The sequence below is a fragment of the Kitasatospora sp. NPDC093550 genome (genome assembly GCF_044764985.1).
Classification (GTDB): Bacteria; Actinomycetota; Actinomycetes; order Streptomycetales; family Streptomycetaceae; genus Kitasatospora.
The window spans coordinates 25,050-48,482 of sequence record NZ_JBIWJF010000039.1 but is presented as its reverse complement, the minus strand read 5'-3'; the positions used below and the strand labels follow the sequence as shown (position 1 = coordinate 48,482).

The following is a 23,433-nucleotide window of genomic DNA, read 5'->3' as shown; positions in this document are numbered from 1 at the left end:
GCCCAGCGGCACATGCCGCCTCGGCCGTCGGAACACCACGCGGTGCCGAGGTGTTGGACACTGGTGGCCGACGCAGCCACCAGGCACTCCAGACGAAGGCGGGGCCGATGACCACGACGCAAGCGCGCACCGAGGCGGATCACGCGCAGGGCACGGACCCGCACGCCGGCCACGCCGCACCCGCGGCCGGACACCAGGGCGGCCACGGCCCGCACGGCTACAGCGCCCAGAAGGACGCCCACCTCAAGCGGCTGCGCCGGATCGAGGGCCAGATCCGCGGCCTGCAGCGCATGGTCGACGAGGACGTCTACTGCATCGACGTGCTCACCCAGGTGTCGGCCAGCACCAAGGCGCTGCAGTCCTTCGCGCTCTCCCTGCTGGAGGAGCACCTGCGGCACTGCGTCGCCGCGGCCGCCGAGCAGGGCGGCGCCGAGCTGGACGCCAAGGTGGCGGAGGCCACCGCCGCGATCAGCCGCCTGCTGCGCAGTTGAGCCCCCGGTCGGCCCTCCGGGGCCGGCCCCTGACCCGCTAGTCCTCGGCCTCGGCCGGCCCCTGACCCGCTAGTCCTCGGCCTCGGCCTCGGCCGGCCCGGGCTCGGCCCGGTCGAGCAGCACCTCGTCGATCCGTTCGGTCGGCAGCCGGTCGCCGGAGCTGGCGGTCGCGGCGATCATCAGCTCACCGGCCAGCTCGATCTCGTCGAGGGCCGCGTCGTCGTGGCCGCCGCTGCGGCCGCCCGTGGACGACACCACCTGCACCACCCCTTCAGTGCCTCGCCAGCCCGGGCGGCAGCCACCCGACGTCCAGCCTAGGCACTCCGGGGCCCGTCCACATGGCACGGACGGGCCATCTCGGCGCCCCCGAAACGGGTGGCCGTCGCTCCCCGGACGGCCACCCGCTGCGGCGGAACCCCGTCTCGCCCCGGCGCCGGAGCGCTTCGCCGGCGGCCTACTTGGGGCTCTCCGTCGGCTTCATCTGGTAGATGTCCGAGGCCGAGGGTTCGGCCGCCTCGACCGGCTTCCCGAAGTCCGAGAGAGAGGTGGTCGAGGTCACCTTCACCTGGTCCTTGGGCTCCTTCGACCCGGCCACCCCCGCGAAGGTGAACACCTCCACCACCTTGTGCAGCCGGCCCTGGTCGTCCAACCAGGCGTCGTACGGGACCTCCTTGACGGTGAAGGTCTGGCCGCCCATCCGCAGGCCGTCGCCGCCCCGCCCGCCGGTCGCGTCGGCCGCCTTCGCCAGGTCCAGGGTGCCGCGGTAGTGGTGCAGCGCGACCCCGTCGACGGTCTCGGTGCCGACCGCCTCCGCCTTCTGCGCCCCGCGCAGCGCCCCCGCCGCCGAGGCCGGATCGGTCGCGCCGCTGCTGACCAGGTTGCCGTCCGGCAGCTGGCGCACGTCCAGCTTGACCCACTTGCCCTCGGGCACCTTGGCGCCGCTGTTCTGCAGGTAGACGGTGCCGGGCAGGACCACCTCGACGATCTTCCCGGTGGTCGCCGCGCCGGGCGGCACCTGGACCTCCAGCCGGCCGATCCGCTTCACGTAGTCGTAGCCACCGGTGCCGCTGAAGGCGGCCTTCTTCTCGGCGGACTCGGTGACCAGCTCGGTGGCGGTGCGCGCGGAGCCGGTGCGGCCGGTGATGTCGGCGGCGTTGCGCACCGCCGTCAGCGGGTCCGCGGCGAGCTGGTCGGGGGCGCTCGACTGCCGGTCCGAGGAGCCGCCGCCGGAGCCGCCCGAGCACCCGGCCGCGCTCGCCGCCAGTGCGGCGGCGAGCAGGGCGGCCCCGGCCGCCGAGCGCAGGTGCGGACCCGGACGGCGCGCTGGCCGTCCGGTGCGCTGCTGGTCGGTCATCTTCATCCTCGCGACAACCCCCTCGGGCCCGACTGCCCTGCCGGGATACCACCGGGTGGGCAGAGCTCTTTCCGGGCAAACGAGTTGGCGCGCAAAGGGTTACGGTTGCCCGCCGATCGGCGGACTTCGCGCAGCGGACGTCCGGCGCGTTACGGTGAACCACGTGCACAGTGAGCTGCCGGTCACACCCGGCACCACCCGGATGCCCGAGCACCGCCTCGCGATCGAGGAGCGCGGTTCCTTCGCCCACGCGAGCTGCAGCTGCGGCTGGTTCGCCCCGGCCCGCCGCTCCAGAGACCTGGCCCGTCGCGAGGGGGCCGACCACCTCGCCGCGAGCGGCGTCGATCCGGACTGACCGGGCCCGGGCCCCTTGCGCGGGGTCCGTCCGGGCCGCCGGTCCGGCCGAGGCGCGGCTCAGGCCGCCAGGTCGGACTCCGGCGGCTGCTCCCCGCTCCGTACCGCCCCTCGCCCGCGCCGACGGCCGCGCGGACCGGCCACGCCCCCGGCCGCGCCACCGCGCCCCGACGCCCGGATCAGCGGGGCGACGGCCGTCCGGCTCAGCGCGTGGCAGAACGGCACCAGGACCGCCATCGCGATCGGCGCCAGCAGCAGCACCACGGCGACGGCCAGCGCGAAGCCGCCGATCACGTCGGTCGGATAGTGCACGCCCATGAACATCCGGCAGAAGCCCTGCAACAGGGCCAGTCCGCCGGCGATCCAGCCGAGCCGCCGGTTCACCAGGAACAGTGCCACCGCGACGCCCATCGTCATGGTCGAGTGGTCGCTGACGAACGAGTGCGTGCCCGCCTTGCCGTCCACCAGGACCAGCAGCCCGGGATGGTCGACGAACGGGCGCGGGCGGTCGACGATCGCGGCGATCGGCAGGTTGGCCAGCTCGGCGATGGCGACCGACAGCGGCACCCAGAGCAGCCCGGCGACCGCCACCGGCGCGTCCGGGCGGCGTCTGGCCTGCATCCAGGCCACCAGGCCGAGCAGGCCCAGGCCGATCAGGATGCCGTACTCGCCGATCCACGAGACCAGGTGGTCCAGCCACTGCGGGGAGCGCTTGGCCAGGCCGTTGACGGCGTAGAGCAGGCCGAGGTCGGGGTTGGTCGTGTCGGCAAGCGGCGTCGACACGCCGCACCTCCTTCTGGTCCTTCTGGTCCGCTACAGCTGTTCGTTCCCGCCGGGGCCCGCCCGGCGCGGAATGCTGACGAGGGGCCACCGGAACAAACGTCATTTCCGGGGCACAGCGTTCCACGGAAACGCGCAGTTATGGAAACTTGACTCAGCGTCCACACCGCGCACACAGGTCACGGGTGCCCCACCCGCCACCCCCGTCTACCGGCCGGCCCCGGCGGGAGCCGGCCCGGTGGGTGCGGGCGGGGCGGCCGCCGCGGGCCGGGCGGGCGCCGCCGCGGCGGCGCCCCGAGTGCCTCCCGGGGCGCCGCCCTGGAGGCCGGCGGGGGTCGTCGGGGCCGTCGAACCGGGCCGGCTCGGGGCGTTGACCGCACCGTCGTTGTTCCGGCTCGGCAGCGCCTGGGCGCCGTCCGACGTCACCCGGGTCGCGCCGATGTACTCCCTGGTGTCGATCTTGTCGTAGCGGATCACCGCACCGGTGTGCGGCGCGTTGATCATGTAGCCGCCGCCGACGTAGATCCCGACGTGGTGGATGCTCCGCGGGTCGCCCAGGTCCGTCGCCCAGAACACCAGGTCGCCCGGCCGCAACTGATCGCGCGACGGATGCGGACCGGCGTACCACTGGTCGTTCGCCACCCGGGGCAGCGTGATGCCCACACTGGCGTACGCGGCCTGGGTCAGGCCCGAGCAGTCGAACCGCCCGTTCTGCGAGGGCAGGCCCTCACCGCCCCACAGGTACGGGGTGCCCAGCTTGGTCTGCGCGAAGTAGATCGCCGCCGCCGACTGCGCGGACACCTCCAGCGGCGCGGTCGGCGCGGTGAAGCTGCGGGCCATCGCCTGGATGCTCCGCACGTAGCCCTGGGTCTCCTTGTACGGCGGGACGCCCCGGCTGCTCGTCACCGCGTACGGACCGGCGTTGTAGGCGGCCAGCATGTTGGCCTGCGGGTCGCCCGGGACGTTCGCGACGTCCTTGGCGAGCGCGCAGTCGTACGCCGCCGCCGAGGCGATCGCGTCGTACGGGTCCCAGACGTCCTTCCGGCCGTCACCGTTCCCGTCCGTTCCGTACGTCACCCAGGTGCCCGGCATGAACTGCGCCATTCCCTGCGCGCCGACACCAGAGCGGGCCTTGGGGTCGAATCCGCTTTCCTGGTACAGCTGCGCCGCGAGCATCGGCGGAGAGATCTCGGGGCACAGCGCGCCCCACTTCTGGATCGCCTCCTGGTAGGCCGCGGGGACCGTTCCGGGCGAGAGGGCGGAACGATTCGCCGACTGTTGCGGCGTCCCACTTGCCGCATAAGTCCCCATCGTCACCAGCCCGATGAACCCGAACGCAACAACTCCCGCAGCGACGGCGGCCGTCCCGGCCTTCCGGAGTACCATCAGCACCATCCCGACGATTCGTCAGTCGAAGTGTTCCGGAAGGCGTTGCTCACCGCAATCATCCGAGATACAAGGAGTGAGCGCTATCCTTCGTACGGTGGACATCCTCGCGTACGTGTCCGATGCCTCACGACCAATCCGCGAGAAGTAGCCAAGTCGACATCAGATCTGGCCAAGAATAGGCACCGACCCTTCGCGCGGGCGGGGTCCGGGCCCTTGAATTTGCCTGATCGGGCGGTGAGATGGAAATGAACCTGAGCAGCGTGCACACCTATGCGGTCGGCCACCTGGCCGAGGACCCTCCCAAGAAGCCGAATATCGACACCATCATCGGCGGGATCGCCCCGGACTGGGGCCCGTTCGCGAGCCTCGGGTCGGAGGCCCGGGTGATGGTCGAGGTCATCATGGCCGTCGCCATCCTCGTCTGCCTCGGCCTCGCCGTCTGGGGTGCGGCCAAGCAGCGGATCGGTGCGACCGCCATGCGGGACAGCTTCGGAGCCGAACAGGGCAAGGGACTGATCGTCGCCGGACTGACCGGCGTGTTCATCATCGGATCACTCGGCACTCTGTTCACCATTGTCTACGGCATGGCTATCTGACGATCGGACAGCAGTAGTCCGGCCCGTCCGAGGTCCGGTCCCCGTCCGGCCCCCCACCGGTGGCCGGCCTACCAGCAGTCCACCCCGTACCCCACCCTCCGTCCGCGCCCGCCCCCGGGTGGAGGGCCCCCGGAGCCGCCCCCGGCTCCCCGCACCAGGAGGGCCGCCGTGCCGTTGTCCGACGACCAGCCGCACACCCGTACGCGGCTACCGGTCGGCGAACAGCCCTCCTCACCGCCGAACCTGCGTCAGTCCCGGCCGCTGCGCACCCTGCTGACCGTCCTCGTCGTGGTCACCCTCCTCGTCGTCGCCATCGCCATCGCCAACCGCGGCAAGCCCGACCCCGGCAGCGGCAACGGCGGCTCGGCCGACCACGCCGCCCCCGGCGCCACCTCCGGCGCCGGCCCCGGCCCCAGCGGAGACCAGCCCGTCGGCACCACCGTCAACGGCATCGCGTCCGGCTTCCCGCACAGTGACCAGGGCGCCCAGTCCGCCGCCGCCAACTACGCGGTGGCGATCGGCTCCGCGGACATGTTCCGCACCGACAGCCGCCACACCATCGTCGCCACCATCGCCGACCCGGGCGCCGCGGCCACCCTGCAGAGCCGGCTGGACCAGGGCTTCTCGCCGGAGACGGCAGCCAGGTTCGGGGTCGACACGCAGGGGCGGCCGCCCAAGGGACTGACCTTCGTCAGCCGGACGATTCCGGTCGGGACCAAGAGCAACGGCTACACAGCGGACAGCGTCAAGGTCGACGTGTGGTGCACTGGGCTATTCGGGCTCGCCGGCGAGCGCTCGGTCAAGCCGGTGTCCCAGGAGTGGTTCACGCTGAGCCTCAGCCTGCGGTGGACGGGCACGGACTGGAAGCTCACCGACTTCAGCCGGGCATCGGGGCCGGCCCCCGTTCCGCCGGACCAGCAGGCCGCGACCGCCGAGGAGATCACTGGTGCCGTCGAGCAGTTCGGAGGCTTCCGCTATGCCCGCTGACCGTAACCCGGGTCTGGTCCGGGGGGCACTGGGCCGTGTGGCGGGAGTGACGCTGTTCGGCACCCTCTCCGTCGTGGCGACAGCCCATCGAGCGCTGGCTGAGCCCGCCCCCACTCCAAGTGCCGGTACCAGCAACACGAGTTGCCCCGGTGTTCCGCTCCCCGGGAACGACGTCTACTGCGCTCCCCCGGGAGGCGGTTCGCTCCCCGGGACGAGCACCGTCACCAATGTGACCGATCCGCTGGGGTCGTTGGCGAAGAGTTGTGCGCAGGCGGCGGCGTGGGTGGTGCGGAACCTGTCGGGGGCGATCGACGGGACGACGCAGGTGGACTTCACCAATGCGTCGTTCCTGCAGCAGTACGCCGTGGTGTTCGCGGTGTCGACGGTGATCACGCTGGTGCTGTGGCTGCTGGCGGTGACGAAGCGGGCGGTGCGGGGGGCGCCGTTGACGACGGCGTTCTCGGAGGCGATCGGCTTCCTGTGGCTGACGGTGGTGGCGTCCGCGTTCACGCCGTTGATCCTGTACACCGTGGTGAGCGTGACGGACGGGCTGACCAAGGCGATCGCGGTCGGGACGAAGACGGACACCGGGTCGTACCTGGGCGGGTTCGCGGACACCTTGGAGAAGGGGAACGTCGGCGGCGGCCCGCTGATCCTGGTGCTGGTGTCGCTGGTCGCGGTGCTGGCGGCGGCGGTGCTCTGGATCGAGCTGCTGATCCGCGCGGCGATGCTCTACGTGGGCGCGCTGCTGGGGACGGCGGTGTACGCGGGGCTGGTCGACAAGCAGCTGTGGAAGCACGTGCGCCGGTGGGCCGGGGTGATGCTGGCGGTGGACCTGGCGAAGCCGATCATCGTGATCATCCTGGGCCTGGCGGGTGCGGTGGCGACCGGTGCCGGGGCGAGTGACGACTTCGCCCGGGTGCTGTCGGGGCTGGCGATCCTGTTCCTGTCGATCTTCGCCAGTGCCGCGATCTACCGCTTCGTGCCGGGCTTCGGCGACGAGATCCTGAACATGCGCCAGGCCCGGGCGAACGCGGTGCAGGCGGGTTCGGCGATGATCAACGGGACCGCGAACCTGATGAAGCAGGGCATCACCACCCACGGCGACCGCGGCGCCGCGGCGGGCGGGGGTGGCGGTGGTGGTGCGGGCGGCGGCTCGGTCGCGCCGGGCATCGCCGCGCACGCCGGCCGGACGCCGGCTCCGCCGCCGCAGGCCGGGCCGCCGCAGGCCGCTCCGGTTCCGATCCGCGACAGCAATCCAGCGAAGGGAGGGTGACGGGTAAGTGAGCAGCGAACCGCTCGGCCAGTACGGCGCCCAGTACGCCCAGCCGTACGTGCACCAGCGCCGCACCTACCTGATCGGCAAGGCCCGCCCGAACGCGCCGATCGGCCGGAACCGGGAGTCCGGCGAGATCATGCTGATCATCTTCGGGGCGTTCCTCGGGATGCTCTGGGGCCTGCTGATGCCGGTCCTGCCGTTGCGGATCGGCGGTCTGATCGGTCTGCCGGCGCTCGCCATCGCGGCGGTGTACGTGCCGTACCGCAAGCGGACGTTCTACAAGTGGGTGGAGATCAACCGCACCTACCGCCGGACGGTCCGCAGCGGGCGGGCGGTGTGGCGTTCGGACGTGATGGACGCGGGCACCCGGATGGACGGCCGGGAGGTGGAGGTCGGTCCGCCGCCCGGGGTCGGGCGGCTGCGCTGGCTGACCGCGCCGTTCGGGCCGGACGAGGTCGGGGTGCTGATGCACCTGGAGCGGCGGACGGTGACGGCCGCGATCGAGATCGAGGGCCCGGGCGTCGGGCTGCGCGACTCGGAGGACCAGGAGGCGCTGGTCGACCGGTTCGGGACGCTGTTGAAGCACGTCGCCAACGGGGACGGCTTCGTGACCCGGCTGCAGATCCTCGCCCGTACCCTGCCGGCCGACCCGGACGCGCACGCCAAGGACGTGGAGCGGCGTGGCGACCGCGACGCGCCGCGCTGGCTGCAGGACTCGTACGACCAGCTGCAGTCCATGGTGTCGACCTCCTCCGAGCAGCACCGGGCGTACCTGGTGGCCTGCATGCACTACACCCGCGACCTGGCCGCCGAGGCGCACGCGATGGGCCGTACGGCCAACGGCCGCAGGGCCCGCGACGACGAGGGGCTGGCGGCCGTGATGGCACGCGAGCTGACCGACATCTGCGCCCGGCTGGCCGAGGCGGACATCCGGGTGCGCCAGCCGCTGGGCCAGGCCCGGCTCTCCTCGCTGCTGCACTCGATGTACGACCCGGACCACCCGATCGACCACATCCAGGCGATGTCCCGGCGCAACGCCTGGCCGGCCGAGCTGGACGCGACCCACCCGCAGTATCTGCAGGCGAAGACCCGGGAGTCGGCGACCCGCGAGCCGTGGTGCCACGCCACCGCGTGGATCAAGGAGTGGCCGCTCACCCCGGTGGGCGTCAACTTCCTGGCGCCGCTGCTGGTGCACACCCCGGACGTGATCCGGACGGTCGCGGTGACGATGGACCTGGAGCCCACCGACGTCGCGATCGAGCGGATGCTGACCGAGAAGACCAACGACGAGGCGGAGGCCAGCCGGGCCGCCAAGATGAACCGGACGGTCGACCCGCGCGACCTGGCCCACACCGGCCGGGTGGACCAGCGCGGCGACGACCTGGCCTCCGGCGCGGCCGGGGTGAACCTGGTCGGCTACATCACGGTGTCCTCGCGCAACCCCGACGCGCTGGCCCGCGACAAGCGGACCATCCGGGCCTCGGCCGGCAAGAGCTACCTCAAGCTGGAGTGGTGCGACCGCGAGCACCACCGGGCCTTCGTCAACACCCTTCCGTTCGCCACCGGCATCCGCCGCTGACGACGGCGCCGACACCTCCGCGGATCCCCGCACCCGTCCGACCGTTCCGCCGACTCAGGGAGGCCGCACATGGCGCTCGGCAACCTCACCGACGCGTTCACCAGCCTGATGTTCGGCAAGGTGGAGACCACCCGCCTGCCGGTGCGCACCTCCACCGGCCAGGCGCAGGCGGTCTACCTGCCCACCGCCGCCCCGGGGCTCGGCGACTCGGGCGTGATCATCGGCCGTGAGGTGTACAGCGGCAAGGGGTACGTCTACGACCCCTTCCAGCTGTACGGGCAGCAGCTGCCCGCGCCGCACTGGCTGGTGCTCGGCGAGTCCGGCAACGGCAAGTCGGCGCTGGAGAAGACGTACGTGCTGCGGCAGTTGAGGTTCCGGGACCGGCAGGTCGTGGTGCTCGACGCGCAGGGCGAGGACGGCGTGGGCGAGTGGAACCTGATCGCCGACGCGCTGGGCATAAAGTCCATCCGGCTGGACCCGATGGCCGCCCGGGACGGCGGGGTGAAGCTCAATCCGCTGGACCCGGCGATCACCCAGACCGGCCAGCTCTCCCTGTTGCGCACCATCATCGAGGTGGCGATGGGGCGCGGGCTGGAGGAGCGGGCCGGCTTCGCGCTGAAGGCGGCGCACGCGCACGTGGTGGCCTCGGTGACCGACCGGCAGCCGGTGCTGGACGACATCATCGACACCCTGCGCAACCCCGACCTGTCCTCGGTGGAGTCGCTGGGCGTGGCGGTGGACGAGGTGCAGTCCTGGGGCCTGGACGTGGCGCTGGTGCTGGACCGGTTGGTCGACGGTGACCTGCGCGGCATGTTCGACGGGCCGACCACCAAGGGCATCGACCTGGACGCGCCGCTGATCGTCTTCGACCTCTCGCACATCGACCGCAACTCGATCGCGATGCCGATCCTGATGGCGATCGTCGGGGTGTGGCTGGAGCACACCTGGATCCGGCCGGACCGGAGGAAGCGCATCTTCCTGGTCGAGGAGGCCTGGCACATCATCAACAGTCCGTTCGTGGCCCAGCTGTTCCAGCGACTGCTGAAGTTCGGCCGCCGGCTCGGGCTCTCCTTCGTGGCGGTGGTGCACCACCTGTCTGACGTGGTGGACGGTGCGGCGGCCAAGGAGGCGTCGGCGATCCTGAAGATGGCCTCCACCCGGACGATCTACATGCAGAAGGCCGAGGAGGCGCGGGCGACCGGCCGGGTGCTGGGTCTGCCGCGGTGGGCGGTGGAGATCATCCCCACACTTTCGCCGGGCATCGCGGTCTGGGACGTCAACGGCAACGTCCAGGTGGTCAAGCACATCATCACCGAGACCGAGCGGCCGCTGGTGTACACCGACCGCGCGATGACCGAGGACGCGGTGGCCGAACGGGTGCGAGCGGAACGGCAGTTGGCGGCCGAGCCGGGGGTCTGACGGCGGCTGCCCGACAGCCGTCGGACCGGTCGTCCGGGGCCGGCGCCCGCGCGGTCTGCGCAGTCCCCGCACCCCTCGGACGACGATGGTTCGTCAGTAGGTAATCCTCTCGTTACGTTCGACGTCCTGACAGCTACGCGCGTTGACCCTAGGCTGCACTCGCGCAAACACATGCCCGAACGCCGGTGCTGTCCACCGCCGGTGCTCCTCCGAGGTGCAGGGGAACCCACTTCATGCTCACCGTCAGATCCCGACGGACGGCGCTCGCCGTCGTCGCCGCCGCCGGTCTGCTCGGCACGGTGGTCGTGCCGACGGCCGCCCAGGCCGCCGACGCCAACGCCAAGCGCCACAAGACCGTCAACCTCCAGCTGCTGGCGATCAACGACTTCCACGGCAACCTGGAGCCCCCGGCCGGCTCGTCCGGCACGATCAAGGAGATCGACCCGGCCACCGGCAAGGAGGTCGCCACCCCGGCCGGCGGCATCGAGTACCTGGCCACCGAGCTGCGCAAGGCCCGGATACCGGCCGACGACTCGATCACCGTCGCGGCTGGCGACATCGTCGGCGCCAGCCCGCTGACCTCGGCCCTCTTCCACGACGAGCCGACCATCGAGGCGATGGACAAGCTCGGCCTGGACGTCACCTCGGTGGGCAACCACGAGTTCGACGAGGGCGCGCAGGAGCTGCTGCGCATGCAGGAGGGCGGCTGCCACCCGACCGACGGCTGCTACGAGCCCGGCCGCACCTTCAAGGGCGCCAACTTCAACTACCTGTCGGCGAACGTCACCGACGAGAAGACCGGCAAGCCGCTGCTGGCCCCGTACTGGATCACCAAGTCCCAGGGCGTGAAGATCGGCTTCATCGGCGTCACCCTGGAGGGCACGCCGAACATCGTGACCGCCGAGGGCGTCAAGGGCCTGAAGTTCACCAACGAGGTCACCACGATCAACAAGTACGCCGCCGAGCTCAAGGCCAAGGGCGTCAACTCGATCGTCGCGCTGATCCACGAGGGCGGCTACCCGGCCAGCAGCGTCTACAACTACGACTGCGGCGCCGCCGGCCAGGGCATCTCCGGCCCGATCGTCGACATCGCGAAGAAGATCGACCCGGCGGTCGGCGCCATCGTCACCGGCCACACCCACAACGCGTACGCCTGCAGCATCCCGGACCCCAACGGCGTTCCGCGCTCGGTGACCAGTGCCGCCTCCTTCGGCCGGCTCTTCACCCAGATCGACATGAAGCTGGACAAGACCACCGGCGAGATCGTGCGTCCCTCGGTCAAGGCCGAGAACCACGTGGTGCGCCGCTCGGTCGAGAAGGCGTCCGACATGACGGCGCTGGTCGAGCACTACCAGAAGCTGGCCGCCCCGATCGCCAACCGTCCGGTCGGCTACATCGGTTCGGACATCAACGGCCGCGGCAGCAGCGACCTGGAGAAGCCGCTCGGTGACGTCATCGCCGACGCGCAGCTGGCCGGCCTCTCCCCGGCCGACAAGGGCGGGGCGCAGGTCGCCTTCATGAACCCCGGCGGCATCCGCTCCGACCTGGTCTACAAGGCCTCGGGCAGCGAGGGCGACGGCGTGGTGACCTACGGCGAGGCGTTCACCGTCCAGCCGTTCACCAACATGATGCAGGTCAAGACGCTGACCGGCGCCCAGCTGGTCCAGCTGCTCCAGCAGCAGGTGAGCGGTGTCAACACCGCGGCGCCGAAGGTCCTCCAGGTGTCCTCGAACCTGCACTACACCCTGGACATGCGCAAGACCGGCGCGGACCGGCTGCTCGTCGACTCGATCCGCCTGAACGGCGCGCCGATCGACCAGGCGGCCAAGTACCGCGTCGCGGCCAACGAGTTCCTGGCCGGTGGCGGCGACGGCTTCCCGGCCTTCGCGGCCGGCACCGACAAGCTCGTCGGCGCCTCCGACCTGGACGTCTTCACCGCCTACCTGGGTGCCCACAGCTCGGCGAGCGCGCCGCTGAAGGCCCCGGCGCAGGACCGGATCAAGATCATCGGCCCGGGCAGCGACATCGACTGACCGTGAGCCGGCCGGGGCCCTGGGCCCCGCGGTACGGGCGGGGCGCTGTCGGGGCGCCCCGCCCGTCCTGTTGTCCGCCCGGCCCCGGCCCGCCCCCCGCCGCGACGGAGCGGGGCCGGGCGGGGCGGGGGGCGTCACTCCGGTGCGGGCCCGCCGGGCAGCCGCACGGTGGCGAGCGCACCCGGGCCGCCGTCCGCGGCCGGGCCGAGCGTGACCTCGCCGCCCGCCTCCCGGACGCTCTGCGCGACGATCGACAGCCCGAGGCCGGAGCCCGGCAGCTGACGCGAGGACGGCGAGCGCCAGAAGCGGTCGAAGACGTACTGGAGTTCGTCCGGCGGGATGCCGGGGCCGTGGTCGCGGACGGTCAACACGCCCTGCCGCAGGCGGACTTCGATGGTCCCGCCGGGCGGGCTGTACTTGACCGCGTTGTCCAGCAGGTTGATCACCGCCCGTTCCAGACCGGCTGCGTCGCCGTGCACGTACCAGGGATCGGTGCTCGTCTCGAAGACCAGCCCCGGCCCGCGCAGCTTCGCCCGCTCGACGGCCCGTCCGGCGATCTCGTGCAGGGCCACGACGGCGAGGTTCGGGCCGCTCTTGGGGGAGTCCGGGCGGGAGAGCTGGAGCAGGTCGCCGATCAGGACGGTGAGTTCCTGCATCTGCGCCTTCATGTTGCCCAGCAGCTTGGTCCTGGTCGCCGGGGGGAGCGGGCGGCCGGTGTCGTTGCTGCGGATCAGCAGGTCGACGTTGGTGCGCAGCGAGGTGAGCGGGGTGCGGAGCTCGTGGCCGGCGTCGGCGATCAGCCTCGTCTGCCGCTCGCGGGAGTTGGCGAGGGCGGTGCTCATCGAGTTGAACGAGGTGGAGAGCCGGGCGATCTCGTCGTCCCCGTGGACCGGGATGGTGGTGCCGACCTCCTCGGTGCGGGCGATGTGCTCGACGGCGTGGGTGAGTTGGTCGACCGGTTTGAGGGAGGAGTGGGCGACCAGGCGGCCGGCGACGGCGGCGAGCAGGATGCCGCCGACGGACACGGCGCCGAGCAGGATGGCGAGGCCCTGGAGGGAGTCTTCGACGGACTGGGTGGGGGTGGCCACCATGACGACGACCGGCACCGTGTAGCGGGTGTCCGCGGTCAGCCGGACCAGAGCCGGGTCCCCGTTGGTGAACCGGCCCTCCCGGATGATCGACTGACCGAACTTGAGGCGGAACACGGCGGCGTCCCCGGGCTCGGTGACGATCGCCTTGGTCGCGCCCTGGGGCAGGCAGACTCCCTTCCCCTGGGCGAGGAACTGGGTGTCCCGGGGGGCGGCTCCGCTGAGCTCCGGGAGACCGCTGCCGTGTTGGTGGTCCAGCGCCTGTTCCGGGGTGCTGTAGCAGTCGAGGGCGGGCCCCCGGGGCGGCATGGGCAGCGGTGCGCTGACCAGGTCGGTCCGGACCTGGTTGTAGAGCTGCTTCTCCACGATGAACCAGCACGCCAGCGCGGACAGCGCGATGGCCACCGCCACCGCCGCCGCGCTCAGGAAGGTGAGGCGGCTGCGCAGGGAGCGGGAGCGGAACCAGTGGGCGAGGCGCCGCCGGCGGCCCCGGGTGCGGGGCGGGGCCAGGGGGGGAGGGGGTACGGGGGTCACGCGTGGGTGCCGGCGGCCGGGCGCAGGGCGTAGCCGACGCCGCGTACGGTCTGGATCAGGCGGGGCATGCCGCCCTGCTCGGTCTTGCGGCGCAGGTACATCACGTACACGTCGAGGGAGTTCGAGGACGGCTCGAAGTCGAAGCCCCAGACCGCCTTGAGGATCTGTTCGCGGGTGAGGACCTGGCGGGGGTGGGAGAGGAACATCTCCAGCAGCATGAACTCGGTGCGGGTGAGCTCGATCGGCTTCCCGGCCCGGGTGACCTCGCGGGTGGCGGTGTTCATCCGCAGGTCGGCGAAGGCGAGGACCTCGCTCTCGTCCTCGGCGGCGGCGCGGGCGGCGGCCTCGGCGGCGAGGGCGTTGCGGCGCAGCAGGGCGCGGACGCGGGCGAGCAGTTCGTCGAGTTCGAAGGGCTTGGCGAGGTAGTCGTCGGCACCGACGTCGAGGCCGGTGACGCGGTCGCCGACGGCGTCGCGGGCGGTGAGCATCAGCACCGGGACGGTGTCGCCGCGCGAGCGCATCCGGCGGACGGCGGTGAGGCCGTCCATCCGGGGCATCATGATGTCCAGCAGGACGAGGTCGGGCCGGTCGCGCTCGACGGATTCCAGTGCTTCGTAGCCGTCGGTGGCGGTGGCGACCTCGTAACCCTCGAAGGCGAGGCTGCTCTCCAGGGCGTCCCGGAGGGCGGGTTCGTCGTCGACCACGAGGAGCCGGGCGGAGGGGTGGCCGGGCTCGGCGGGGGTGCGGTCGTCGGCGGACGGGGTCATGGGCGGCTGCCCTTTCTCGTCGGGTGGAGGGCCTGCTGGGCCTGCTGGGAGCAATTGTCCGTCGCGCGGACGGTGCCGGGACGGTTCGGCCTACACGTTCTGGCCGGCTTCGAGCTTCGGCAGGACCTGCTTGATGGAGTCGATCGGGATGGCGAAGCCGAGGCCGACGCTGCCGGCCGTGCCGCCGCCGGCGGTGGAGCTGGTGCCGTTCGGGGCGTACATGGCCGAGTTGATGCCGATGACCTGGCCGTTGGCGTTGATCAGCGGGCCGCCGGAGTTGCCGGGGTTGAGGGCGGCGTCGGTCTGGAAGGCCTTGTAGGTCGTGGTGGTGCCGCTGGTGGACGGGGGCTGGCCGCCGCGCAGTCCGGGCAGGGTGGGGAAGCCGAAGCCGCCGTTGCCGCTGGTGCTGCCCTCGTCGAGCTGGACGGTGACGTCGCGGTTCTCGGCGCTGATGATGCCGGAGGTGACGGTGCCCGTGAGGCCGTCCGGGTTGCCGATGGCGACGACCGGGTCGCCGACGGCCACGGTGGAGGAGTTGCCGAGGACGGCGGGGGTGAGGTTCTTGGCGCCGGTGGCGGTGATGACGGCGACGTCGAGGGACTTGTCGGTGCCGGTGACGGTGGCCTGCGCGGTGGAGCCGTCCTTGAAGGTGACGGTGATCCTGCCGCCGGCGGCCGCGCTGTCGATCACGTGGTAGTTCGTGAGGATCCGGCCGTCCTTGTCCAGGACGACGCCGGTGCCGGTGGCGGTGCCGTTGCCGTTCTTGACGGTGATCTGGACGACGCTGGGCGAGACGGCGGCGGCGATGGCCGCCACGTCGGCGCTGCCGTCGCTGCGGGCGGAGACCGGGCTGGCGACGGTGCCGACCCGGGTGTCGCCGGACTGCCGGTCGGCGGCGACCAGGCCGCCGGTGACCCCGCCCAGGACGGCTGCGACCGCGGCGACGGCGGTCACCAGGGCGAGCCGGCCGCGCAGCAGGCCGCGCCGGGCCCGGCTGCCGCGACCGCCGTGGCCCTCGGGGCCCTCGGGGGAGCCGGGGCCGATGAGGGTGGGCGGCTCGGGCGGCATGGGCGGGGGAGGCGGCGGTCCGTCGAAGCCGCCGCCGGAGTGGTCCTCGCGGTGGCCGTACCCGGCGGGGCCGGTGCTGCCCGTGGTGCTGCCGAGCACGGTGCCCTCGATCACCCGGGGCTGGTACGGGCCGTACGGGTCCTGGTTCGGGTCCCGGTACGGGTGCTGGTACGGGTCGCCGGCGTGCTGCTGCTGTTCGCTCATGCCGACCAAGCTCCGCCCGGCGGATGAGGACGGGATGAGAACCGGCTCAGAACGGGGAGAGAAGCCCGTTGGGTTCTCATAAAGCCTGGTCAGGTGGCCTGTGGAGCGGAGCAGGGGATTCCTGTTCCGCTCCCCGTGCTACTCCGTCGGGGCCTGGCCGGGCGCCGCGCCGTCGCAGCCGCAGGAACGGCGGATGACCAGGCGGGACGGGAACTTGCGGACCCGCTCGGTGTCCGAGCCGGGCACCATCAGCGAGTCGTCCAGGACCAGGTCCACGGCGGCGCGGGCCATCGCGTCGCGGTCGGAGGCGACGGTGGTCAGCGGCGGGTCGGCGAGCGCGGCCTCCGGGACGTCGTCGAAGCCGGCCACCGCGAGGTCCTCCGGGACGCGCAGGCCGACCTCGCGGGCGGCCCGCAGCACGCCGATGGCCTGGTCGTCGGTGGAGCAGAAGACCGCCCGCGGGCGGTCCGGGGAGCGCAGCACGTCGAGGGCGACCTCGTAGGCGCCGTAGCGGTGGAAGGGGGCGTCGATCAGGTGCGGTTCGGTGGGGACGCCGTGCGCGTCCATGGCGCGCTGCCAGCCCTCGACGTGGTCGATGACCGGGTCGCCGGGGGCGGGGGACTCCACCGGGCCGCCGAAGCAGGCGACGTACGGGTGCCCGTGCACCTCCAGCAGGTGGCGGACGACGGCCTCGGCGCCGCCCACGTCGTCGGTGACCACCGCGACGTCGTCGATCGCCTCGGGGCGGCGGTGCAGCAGGACCACCTTGGCGCCCTCCATCGCGGCGAACTCCTCCGCGGCGCGCTGCGAGGGGCCCTGGCTGACCAGGATCAGGCCGGAGACGCGCATCCCGAGGAAGGCGCGGACGTAGTGGACCTCGCGGTCGTCCACGTAGTCGGAGTTGCCGATCAGCACGAGCTTGCCGCGCTCGGAGGCGGCCCGTTCGACGGCGTGCGCCATCTCGGCGAAGAACGGCTGGCGGGCGTCCGGGACGACCATGCCGATCAGGTTGGTCCGGCGGGAGGCCATCGCCTGGGCGACGCTGTTCGGCCGGTAGCCGAGCTGCTCGATCGCCGCGAGGACCTTCTCCCGGGTCGCGGGCGCGACCGGTCGCGGCCCGTTGTTGATGACGTAGCTGACGACCGCGGTCGAGGTCCCAGCCAGTCGGGCTACATCGTCGCGCGTCACTTTGGCCACGAGTGGAGTCTACGCGTGTGGTCTGCGGGGCGGCAGTGGGAGCGGGGGCCGCCGTCGGGTGGACGGCGGGCGACTGCGGGATGAACCGGACAAGCCGGGCGGGGGGCGGCCCGCCCGGCCGGGTCAGGCCTCCAGCGAGCCCGCGGGGTGCTGCGCGAGGTCCGGGCGCTCGCCCTTGTCGGGCTTCTCGGGGACGACGAAGCGGTAGCCGACGTTGCGCACCGTGCCGATCAGCTGCTCGTGCTCCACGCCGAGCTTGGCGCGCAGCCGCCGGACGTGGACGTCCACCGTCCGGGTGCCGCCGAAGTAGTCGTAGCCCCAGACCTCCTGCAGCAGCTGGGCCCGGGTGAAGACCCGGCCGGGGTGCTGGGCGAGGTACTTGAGCAGCTCGAACTCCTTGAAGGTGAGATCGAGCGCCCGGCCCTTGAGCTTCGCGGAGTAGGTGGCCTCGTCGACCGAGAGGTCGCCGTTGCGGATCTCCATCGGGCTGTCGTCGGTGACGACCTGGAGCCGGCCGAGCGCGAGCCGCAGCCGGGCCTCGACCTCGGCCGGGCCGGCGGTGTCCAGCAGGACGTCGTCGATGCCCCACTCGGCGGTCACGGCGGCCAGGCCGCCCTCGGTGACCACCAGGATCAGCGGGCAGCCGATGCCGGTGGAGCGCAGCAGCTGGCAGAGGCTGCGGATCTGCGGCAGGTCGCGCCGGCCGTCGACCAGGATGACGTCCGCGCTGGGGGTGTCCACCAGGGCCGAGCCCTCGGCGGGCGCCACCCGGACGTTGTGCAGCAGCAGGCCGAGGGCGGGCAGTACCTCGGCCGAGGGTTGCAGTGCGTTGGTGAGGAGGAGCAGAGAACTCATACCCGGTGGTCCCCTTTCCGGGTCGTCGCGGTCGCTTCACGGCTGCCGCCACAGCCGAATGGCGCACGTGCTGAGGGGGAGGAGAGGACGACGGGCGCCTGGGGCGTACCGGGGGAGCGGACGGCGCGCAGGGCGCGACGGCTGACCCGCCGGGGGTCCCGCAACCCCTGGCGCACCGTTTCCGTCCCGCTCATCACCGCGTAGCTCATCACCGCGAACCCTCCGGTCTGGGCCGGCACCGGGCGGCGGCCCGGCGCCGGTGGCGACGTCCCGGCCGGCCGGCACGTCGTTGTGCCGCGTCGGACGGGCCGGTTCCTGCGGCGCGCCGGGGGTGGGCCGACGAATCGCACGAACGTCCGTACTGGCGTCCTGAAAGCACAAAAGGACCCGGGGGCGACTCTGCCCGGATCCCTCTTGGTCGTCGAGAATAGCCGACCCGCTCGCGCACCGGGAGTGTTCGAATCCGGCGCTTCGCTCTTTTCGGGCGTGCGCCGGGTGAGTCTGGACACAACTTCGAGCGCCGCACCGCACCGGCCGGGCCAGGGCGATTGCCGGTCGTGGTGGCGGACACGCCATCATGGGACGCACATCGGCGGCGCAGCGCGGGTCCATCGTTCGGGTGGTCGGGCGGCCGTTCCGGTGGCGAGCCGGACCGGGGTCCCGGGACCGGGCGAGGACGACGAGAAGGGGTGGCCCGATGAGCGCGACCACCGAGCCCGCGAGCGGCGCCCGGGTGCGCGGGACGATCCGCTACTGGGCGGCGGCGAAGTCCGAGGCCGGGCTGGCCGAGGAGCCGTACGAGGCGGCGACCCTCGCGGAGGCGCTGGCGGACGCCAAGGCGCGGCACGCCGACAAGCCGAAGCTCGTCCGGCTGCTCGGGCACAGCTCGTACCTGGTCGACGGCGCCCAGGTGGGCGCCCGGGACCACGCGACCGTCGCCCTGACCGAGGGCGGGACGGTCGAGGTCCTCCCGCCGTTCGCGGGAGGCTGAGCGGCGTGACGGACATGAACGACCCGAACCGCGGCGGCTACGGCGAGTGGCCGCAGCAGCCCCAGGCCCCGCAGGGCCCGCCGGCGCCGCAGGGGTACCCCCAGCACGCGCAGTACCCGCAGCACGCGCAGCAACAGCAGCCGCCGTCGCCGTACGGCTACCCGGTGGACGACGCGGCGGCGACCACGGTGCTGCCGCCGGTGCCGGCCTTCGACGACCCGGCCGCGACCACGCTGCTGCCGCCCGTGCCGCCGATGGACGACGCGGCGACGACACTGCTGCCGCCGGTGGTGGTCTCCGGTGCGATGCCCCCCGCGGCGCCCGCCCCCTCGCGGCAGCACCCCGGGCAGGTCCCGGCGCCGCACCAGCCGCCGGCGCGGTCACCGCGGCAGCAGGCGCAGGCCGAGCCCCCGGGGCAGCCCCGGGCCCGGGCCCGGCACGCCGCCCCGGCGCCGCAGCCCGAGGCCGCGCAGCAGGCGGTGGCCCTCGACCAGCCGACCATGACGCTCAAGCGCCCGGCCGCCCCCGGCCCGACGGGCCAGCCCGGTCAGCCCGGCCAGCCGGGTCACCTCGGTCAGCCGGGGCAGCCGGGTCCGGGGTTCGCCCCGGCCGCGCCGCCCTTCGCGGCGGCCGCGGCCCAGCCCGCACCGCCCGTCGCCCCGCGCGGGCGGACCGGCTCGCCGATCAACGACCCGGGCCTGCAGCCGGCCCTGATCACGGCCGGCGCGGCCGCGCTGCTGGCCGGCGGTGCCGCGCTCGGGCAGGTGGCGCTGGCCCTGGTGGTCGCGCTGCTGCAGCTGCTGACGGCGGCCGGCTGGTTCCGGCTGAACGGCATGTGGCCGGCCCGCCAGGGCATCCTGCTCGCGGCGCTGGCCGGTCTCACGGCGGACGCGGCGGTGCTGCTGGCGGACTCCGACGGTGGCGTGGCGGCCGTGGTGGGCACCCTGGGCGGGTTCTTCCTGCTGGTCCTGGTGCTGCAGACGTTCCGGCCGTCGGACCCGAAGGAGCGGTTCTACGCGCTGACCGTGCTGGGCTCGGCCACCGTGGTGACGGCGCTGTGCACCACGCTGCTGCTGGCCGACTGGGTGCCGGCCGGGGTGGGCGCGGTCGCGCTGGCCACCCTGCTGGCGGCGGCGCCGCTGCCCGGCCCGAAGCAGCTGGGCCCGGTCCTGGGCCTGGTCGCGGCCGTCGCGCTGGGTCTGGCGGTGGGCGCCCCGGTGGCGCTGGGCGCGCTCGCGGGGCTGGGGGCGCTGGTCGGACGCCGGGTCGCGGCGTACGACTTCCCGTCCCGCTTCGTGCACATGACGGCGGGCGTGGCGCTGCCGCTGGCGGTGGCCGCGCCGCTGATCTGGATCGCCACCGACCTGCTGGCCTGACCGCCGGGGGCGGAGGCCGCCCTTCCCGTACGACGTCCCGCCCCGGAACCATGCTCCGGGGCGGGACGTCGTACGGTCGTGCGGGAGCGGCCGGGGCCGGAGGCGCCGCCACGGGACGACGGGCGGCAGCGAACGGCGGCGACAGCGACGGCAACCGCAACGACAGCGACAAGCGACAAGCGACAAGCGACAAGCGACAAGCGACAGCGAACGAGCACAGCGACCGGCGACGACGGGGGACACGATGCGCGGATGGCTGAAGGCCACGATCGGCCTGGTGGTGGTCTCCGGCCTCCTGGTGGGCGCCGACCGGATCGCGGTCGGCGTCGCCGAGGACGAGGCCGCCGACCGGATCGTGAAGAGCGGCCGGATGAGCCAGCGGCCCGACGTCTCGATCGAGGGCTTCCCGTTCCTCACCCAGGTGCTGTCGATGAAGCTGGACGACGTCCGGATCTCCGCCGACGGCCTGACCGTCGGCGACGGCAGCCACCAGGTGGCGCTGCACTCGTTCAAGGCCAAGCTCGCCGGCGTCGAGGTGGGCGACAGCATGAACAGCGCCACCGTGGACAGCGGCACCGGCAGCGGGGTGATCTCGTACCCGGACCTCGCGCAGCTGCTGCCGCCGGCCTCCCAGCTGCTGAAGGGCACCAAGCTGCCGGTGGGCAGCAGCACCCGGCTGAGCCTGTCCTACGGCGGGCCGGGCAAGGTGAAGGCCTCGCTGGGCCCGATCGCGATCGGCGAGGGCACCGTGCACAACGACGGGAACACCGTCACGGTGGACGGCTTCCGGCTGAGCTCCCTGGCGGGGATGGTCGCCGGGGTCACCAACCAGCAGATCGAGCCGATGAGCTTCACCCTCGACTCGCTGCCGGCCGGGCTGAAGCTGGCCGCCAAGCAGGGCGACCAGGACGGCGTGACGCCGCTGCCGGAGGGCCTCCAGCTGACCTTCGACGGCAAGGGCGTCAAGCTCCTGGGCTGAGCCCCGCCGCCGAAGCACCGCTGAAGCTTCGCCGAAGCACCGCCGAAGCACCGCCGAGGCTCCGCTGAAACGTTCCGCTCCGCGAGACGCGCTGTCCAGCGCGCACCGCGGAGCGGTGTCGTTTCGGGCCCTTGTGCGCCACCCGGGGGCGGCCCGGCCGGGTCCGGCAGGCCTGCTGGATGTCAAATCTCGCCATGCGGCTGTTTTGATCTCAATATTCGATACGCTGATGACAGCGGGCCGTCGGTGTCCCTAGCATCGTCGGCATGAAGCGACAGACGGATCTCACGAAGCGGCGGGCGGTCGACCTGTGCCGCGTGTCCGCCTGTCTGTGTCGAATGCGCTGACTCGGCGTCCTGGCAGGGCAGTTGACGCCCGCCGCCGATCTCCCCGGTGACCGTTCCCGGCTGTACTCGCGGGTCGGCGCCGATGTACTCCGCAGTTCCCCGCCCGGCCCCACCGGTCCATCCCTCCCGTCCCAGTATTCGGACAGCGATTCGGACCACCCCGCCCGGGTGACCCTGCAGCACCCTCCTGAGCAGCACCTTCCGCCAACCGCCCTCGGATGGAGAACACCACCATGAGCCGCAGCGACGTCCTGGTCGACGCCGACTGGGTCCAGGCCCACCTGGACGACCCGAAGGTCGTCATCGTCGAGGTCGACGAGGACACCTCCGCCTACGACAAGAACCACATCCGCAACGCCGTCCGGATCGACTGGAAGCAGGACCTCCAGGACCCGGTCCGCCGCGACTTCATCGACCAGGCCGGCTTCGAGGCGCTGCTCAGCGCCAAGGGCATCGCCAACGACGACACCGTCGTCCTGTACGGCGGCAACAACAACTGGTTCGCCTCGTACGCCTACTGGTACTTCAAGCTGTACGGCCACGGCGACGTCCGCCTGCTGGACGGCGGCCGCAAGAAGTGGGAGCTGGACTCCCGCGACCTGGTCGCCGAGGTGCCGGCCCGCCCCGCCACCGAGTACAAGGCGCAGGCCGCCGACTCGTCGATCCGCGCCTTCCGCGACGACGTGATCGCCGCCATCGGCAACCTCAACCTGGTCGACGTCCGCTCGCCCGACGAGTTCTCCGGCAAGTTGCTCGCCCCGGCCCACCTCCCGCAGGAGCAGTCGCAGCGCCCCGGCCACGTGCCGAGCGCCCGCAACATCCCGTGGGCGAAGAACGCCAACGACGACGGCACCTTCAAGAGCGACGACGAGCTCAAGGCGCTGTACGAGGCCGAGGGCATCGATCTGGCGAAGGACACCATCGCCTACTGCCGCATCGGCGAGCGCTCCGCGCTCACCTGGTTCGTGCTGCACGAGCTGCTCGGCCAGGAGAACGTCAAGAACTACGACGGCTCGTGGACCGAGTACGGCAGCCTCGTCGGCGTGCCGATCGAGCTCGGCAGCAACTGAGCCCCGGCTCGACCCGTAAGTCAGAAGGGAAGTACAGACATGTGCGGTGCGAAGGCCGGCGGCCCGGACCTGGCAGGAGTTGACGTGGCGAACGAGACGATCATCCAGGGTTCGGTGACCCGCGACGGTGAGCCGGTCAACGGCTACGTCCGGCTGCTGGACGAGAACAACGAGTTCACGGCCGAGGTGCCCACCTCGGCGACCGGCCAGTTCCGGTTCTTCGCCCGTCCGGGCAAGTGGACCCTGCGCGCGCTGGTGCCGGGCCAGACCGTGGACCGTCAGGTGGTGGCCTCCCAGGGCACCGCCGTCGAGGTCGCGATCGCGGTCTGACCGGCGCGGACCGGAGTGTGACACCCCCGAGGGCCCCTGCCGTGCAGGGGCCCTCGGCCGTACCGTGGAGGGGTGCAGGGAAGGCGGCGGCGTCGCTACTACTTCGCCATGATGGGCGTGTGCCTGGGACTGTTCGTCCTGGCCTGGGGCGTGGTGCGGTTCTTCTCGGTCGGCGCGGCGATCGGCATGTGCGTGGTCGCGATGGTGATCCCGCCCGCCGCCGCGGTGTTCGCCAACAAGCGGGACCCGGACGACGACTGGTGGAACGACCCGCGCTGGGACGATCCGAAGTGGGACGAGCCCGGCCACGACCGGGACCGCCCCGACCACGAGCAGCGGCCGTAGTCCGCGAGCGTCCGGCGGGCA

The 23,433-nt window shown here is 72.5% G+C and carries 24 protein-coding genes; 15 read left to right on the top strand and 9 right to left on the bottom strand.

What is annotated here, in order from left to right; all coding sequences use genetic code 11:
• Positions 1-107 precede the first annotated feature (107 nt).
• On the top strand, positions 108-491 hold the full coding sequence (locus ACIRD3_RS36630) for a metal-sensitive transcriptional regulator (protein WP_402225431.1): 384 nt from the start codon (positions 108-110) through the stop codon (positions 489-491).
• A gap of 69 nt (positions 492-560) precedes the next feature.
• Here ACIRD3_RS36630 and ACIRD3_RS36625 read toward each other — a convergent pair whose 3' ends face one another.
• Together ACIRD3_RS36625 and ACIRD3_RS36620 are read right to left on the bottom strand one after the other, a co-directional pair.
• A complete protein-coding gene (locus ACIRD3_RS36625) occupies positions 561-749 on the bottom strand; it encodes a hypothetical protein (protein WP_402225429.1) in 189 nt (62 codons plus the stop codon).
• A gap of 196 nt (positions 750-945) precedes the next feature.
• Positions 946-1,845 carry a hypothetical protein gene (locus ACIRD3_RS36620; RefSeq protein WP_402225427.1) on the bottom strand — a complete coding sequence of 300 codons (900 nt, stop codon included), beginning with the start codon at positions 1,843-1,845 and terminating at the stop codon, positions 946-948.
• Positions 1,846-2,008: 163 nt separating this feature from the next.
• Between ACIRD3_RS36620 and ACIRD3_RS36615 the strand changes: the two genes are divergently transcribed.
• Positions 2,009-2,200 (top strand): hypothetical protein, encoded by a 192-nt coding sequence (locus ACIRD3_RS36615; RefSeq protein ID WP_402225425.1) that lies wholly within the window; start codon positions 2,009-2,011, stop codon positions 2,198-2,200.
• A gap of 59 nt (positions 2,201-2,259) precedes the next feature.
• Here the strand turns inward: ACIRD3_RS36615 and ACIRD3_RS36610 are convergent, their stop codons facing one another.
• Together ACIRD3_RS36610 and ACIRD3_RS36605 are read right to left on the bottom strand one after the other, a co-directional pair.
• Positions 2,260-2,982, bottom strand: a complete 723-nt coding sequence (locus tag ACIRD3_RS36610; protein WP_402225423.1) for a phosphatase PAP2 family protein — start codon at positions 2,980-2,982, stop codon at positions 2,260-2,262.
• 204 nt (positions 2,983-3,186) lie between these two features.
• Positions 3,187-4,365: an NlpC/P60 family protein gene (locus ACIRD3_RS36605; protein WP_402225419.1), complete on the bottom strand. Its 1,179-nt coding sequence runs from the start codon at positions 4,363-4,365 to the stop codon at positions 3,187-3,189.
• 248 nt (positions 4,366-4,613) lie between these two features.
• On the opposite strand from ACIRD3_RS36605, the gene ACIRD3_RS36600 reads away from it, so the two are divergent.
• The 6 genes from ACIRD3_RS36600 (at position 4,614) to ACIRD3_RS36575 (ending at position 12,261) form a co-directional block, all read left to right on the top strand.
• Positions 4,614-4,964, top strand: a complete 351-nt coding sequence (locus ACIRD3_RS36600) for a hypothetical protein (protein ID WP_223241718.1) — start codon at positions 4,614-4,616, stop codon at positions 4,962-4,964.
• A 168-nt stretch (positions 4,965-5,132) separates the two neighbouring features.
• Complete coding sequence (locus tag ACIRD3_RS36595) at positions 5,133-5,951, top strand: hypothetical protein (protein WP_402225416.1); 819 nt, start codon at positions 5,133-5,135, stop codon at positions 5,949-5,951.
• On the top strand, positions 5,941-7,227 hold the full coding sequence (locus ACIRD3_RS36590; protein WP_402225414.1) for a hypothetical protein: 1,287 nt from the start codon (positions 5,941-5,943) through the stop codon (positions 7,225-7,227). The genes ACIRD3_RS36595 and ACIRD3_RS36590 overlap by 11 nt, the downstream gene beginning before the upstream one ends.
• Before the next feature lie 7 nt (positions 7,228-7,234).
• The gene (locus tag ACIRD3_RS36585; protein ID WP_402225411.1) at positions 7,235-8,809 is read left to right on the top strand and encodes an SCO6880 family protein; all 1,575 of its coding nucleotides are present in this window, start codon (positions 7,235-7,237) and stop codon (positions 8,807-8,809) included.
• 69 nt (positions 8,810-8,878) lie between these two features.
• The gene (locus ACIRD3_RS36580) at positions 8,879-10,228 is read left to right on the top strand and encodes an ATP-binding protein (RefSeq protein ID WP_402225408.1); all 1,350 of its coding nucleotides are present in this window, start codon (positions 8,879-8,881) and stop codon (positions 10,226-10,228) included.
• Positions 10,229-10,461: 233 nt separating this feature from the next.
• Positions 10,462-12,261, top strand: a complete 1,800-nt coding sequence (locus ACIRD3_RS36575) for a bifunctional metallophosphatase/5'-nucleotidase (protein ID WP_402225406.1) — start codon at positions 10,462-10,464, stop codon at positions 12,259-12,261.
• A gap of 134 nt (positions 12,262-12,395) precedes the next feature.
• Here ACIRD3_RS36575 and ACIRD3_RS36570 read toward each other — a convergent pair whose 3' ends face one another.
• The 5 genes from ACIRD3_RS36570 to ACIRD3_RS36550 form a co-directional block, all read right to left on the bottom strand.
• Positions 12,396-13,883 (bottom strand): sensor histidine kinase, encoded by a 1,488-nt coding sequence (locus ACIRD3_RS36570; protein WP_402225403.1) that lies wholly within the window; start codon positions 13,881-13,883, stop codon positions 12,396-12,398.
• Positions 13,880-14,650, bottom strand: coding sequence for a response regulator transcription factor (locus tag ACIRD3_RS36565; RefSeq protein ID WP_402225400.1), 771 nt, complete (start codon positions 14,648-14,650; stop codon positions 13,880-13,882). Before ACIRD3_RS36565 ends, ACIRD3_RS36570 begins: the two co-directional genes overlap by 4 nt.
• A gap of 90 nt (positions 14,651-14,740) precedes the next feature.
• Positions 14,741-15,922: a S1C family serine protease gene (locus ACIRD3_RS36560; RefSeq protein ID WP_402225396.1), complete on the bottom strand. Its 1,182-nt coding sequence runs from the start codon at positions 15,920-15,922 to the stop codon at positions 14,741-14,743.
• Between the two features lie 138 nt (positions 15,923-16,060).
• Positions 16,061-17,119 (bottom strand): LacI family DNA-binding transcriptional regulator, encoded by a 1,059-nt coding sequence (locus tag ACIRD3_RS36555; RefSeq protein ID WP_402225394.1) that lies wholly within the window; start codon positions 17,117-17,119, stop codon positions 16,061-16,063.
• Between the two features lie 123 nt (positions 17,120-17,242).
• On the bottom strand, positions 17,243-17,974 hold the full coding sequence (locus ACIRD3_RS36550; protein ID WP_402225392.1) for a response regulator transcription factor: 732 nt from the start codon (positions 17,972-17,974) through the stop codon (positions 17,243-17,245).
• Positions 17,975-18,671: 697 nt separating this feature from the next.
• Between ACIRD3_RS36550 and ACIRD3_RS36545 the strand changes: the two genes are divergently transcribed.
• The 7 genes from ACIRD3_RS36545 (at position 18,672) to ACIRD3_RS36515 (ending at position 23,412) form a co-directional block, all read left to right on the top strand.
• Positions 18,672-18,965 (top strand): MoaD/ThiS family protein, encoded by a 294-nt coding sequence (locus tag ACIRD3_RS36545; RefSeq protein ID WP_402225390.1) that lies wholly within the window; start codon positions 18,672-18,674, stop codon positions 18,963-18,965.
• Positions 18,966-18,970: 5 nt separating this feature from the next.
• On the top strand, positions 18,971-20,341 hold the full coding sequence (locus ACIRD3_RS36540; protein WP_402225388.1) for a hypothetical protein: 1,371 nt from the start codon (positions 18,971-18,973) through the stop codon (positions 20,339-20,341).
• A 244-nt stretch (positions 20,342-20,585) separates the two neighbouring features.
• Positions 20,586-21,320 (top strand): DUF2993 domain-containing protein, encoded by a 735-nt coding sequence (locus ACIRD3_RS36535; protein WP_402225385.1) that lies wholly within the window; start codon positions 20,586-20,588, stop codon positions 21,318-21,320.
• Between the two features lie 266 nt (positions 21,321-21,586).
• Entirely contained in the window at positions 21,587-21,667 is an 81-nt protein-coding gene (locus ACIRD3_RS36530) for an Ms5788A family Cys-rich leader peptide (protein WP_353652343.1), read from the top strand.
• A gap of 233 nt (positions 21,668-21,900) precedes the next feature.
• A complete protein-coding gene (locus tag ACIRD3_RS36525; RefSeq protein WP_363394389.1) occupies positions 21,901-22,737 on the top strand; it encodes a sulfurtransferase in 837 nt (278 codons plus the stop codon).
• A 39-nt stretch (positions 22,738-22,776) separates the two neighbouring features.
• The gene (locus ACIRD3_RS36520) at positions 22,777-23,067 is read left to right on the top strand and encodes a DUF1416 domain-containing protein (RefSeq protein ID WP_030288989.1); all 291 of its coding nucleotides are present in this window, start codon (positions 22,777-22,779) and stop codon (positions 23,065-23,067) included.
• Positions 23,068-23,139: 72 nt separating this feature from the next.
• Positions 23,140-23,412, top strand: a complete 273-nt coding sequence (locus ACIRD3_RS36515; protein ID WP_402225381.1) for a DUF3099 domain-containing protein — start codon at positions 23,140-23,142, stop codon at positions 23,410-23,412.
• Positions 23,413-23,433: the final 21 nt, after the last annotated feature.

Coding starts and splice junctions, on each gene's coding strand:
- ACIRD3_RS36560 (WP_402225396.1), bottom strand. CDS start 15,922: ATGAGCGAACAGCAGCAGCACGCCGGCGACCCGTACCAGCACCCGTAC.
- ACIRD3_RS36605 (WP_402225419.1), bottom strand. CDS start 4,365: ATGGTACTCCGGAAGGCCGGGACGGCCGCCGTCGCTGCGGGAGTTGTT.
- ACIRD3_RS36590 (WP_402225414.1), top strand. CDS start 5,941: ATGCCCGCTGACCGTAACCCGGGTCTGGTCCGGGGGGCACTGGGCCGT.
- ACIRD3_RS36550 (WP_402225392.1), bottom strand. CDS start 17,974: ATGAGTTCTCTGCTCCTCCTCACCAACGCACTGCAACCCTCGGCCGAG.
- ACIRD3_RS36620 (WP_402225427.1), bottom strand. CDS start 1,845: ATGACCGACCAGCAGCGCACCGGACGGCCAGCGCGCCGTCCGGGTCCG.
- ACIRD3_RS36600 (WP_223241718.1), top strand. CDS start 4,614: ATGAACCTGAGCAGCGTGCACACCTATGCGGTCGGCCACCTGGCCGAG.
- ACIRD3_RS36545 (WP_402225390.1), top strand. CDS start 18,672: ATGAGCGCGACCACCGAGCCCGCGAGCGGCGCCCGGGTGCGCGGGACG.
- ACIRD3_RS36565 (WP_402225400.1), bottom strand. CDS start 14,650: ATGACCCCGTCCGCCGACGACCGCACCCCCGCCGAGCCCGGCCACCCC.
- ACIRD3_RS36525 (WP_363394389.1), top strand. CDS start 21,901: ATGAGCCGCAGCGACGTCCTGGTCGACGCCGACTGGGTCCAGGCCCAC.
- ACIRD3_RS36520 (WP_030288989.1), top strand. CDS start 22,777: ATGTGCGGTGCGAAGGCCGGCGGCCCGGACCTGGCAGGAGTTGACGTG.
- ACIRD3_RS36530 (WP_353652343.1), top strand. CDS start 21,587: ATGAAGCGACAGACGGATCTCACGAAGCGGCGGGCGGTCGACCTGTGC.
- ACIRD3_RS36580 (WP_402225408.1), top strand. CDS start 8,879: ATGGCGCTCGGCAACCTCACCGACGCGTTCACCAGCCTGATGTTCGGC.
- ACIRD3_RS36575 (WP_402225406.1), top strand. CDS start 10,462: ATGCTCACCGTCAGATCCCGACGGACGGCGCTCGCCGTCGTCGCCGCC.
- ACIRD3_RS36630 (WP_402225431.1), top strand. CDS start 108: ATGACCACGACGCAAGCGCGCACCGAGGCGGATCACGCGCAGGGCACG.
- ACIRD3_RS36535 (WP_402225385.1), top strand. CDS start 20,586: ATGCGCGGATGGCTGAAGGCCACGATCGGCCTGGTGGTGGTCTCCGGC.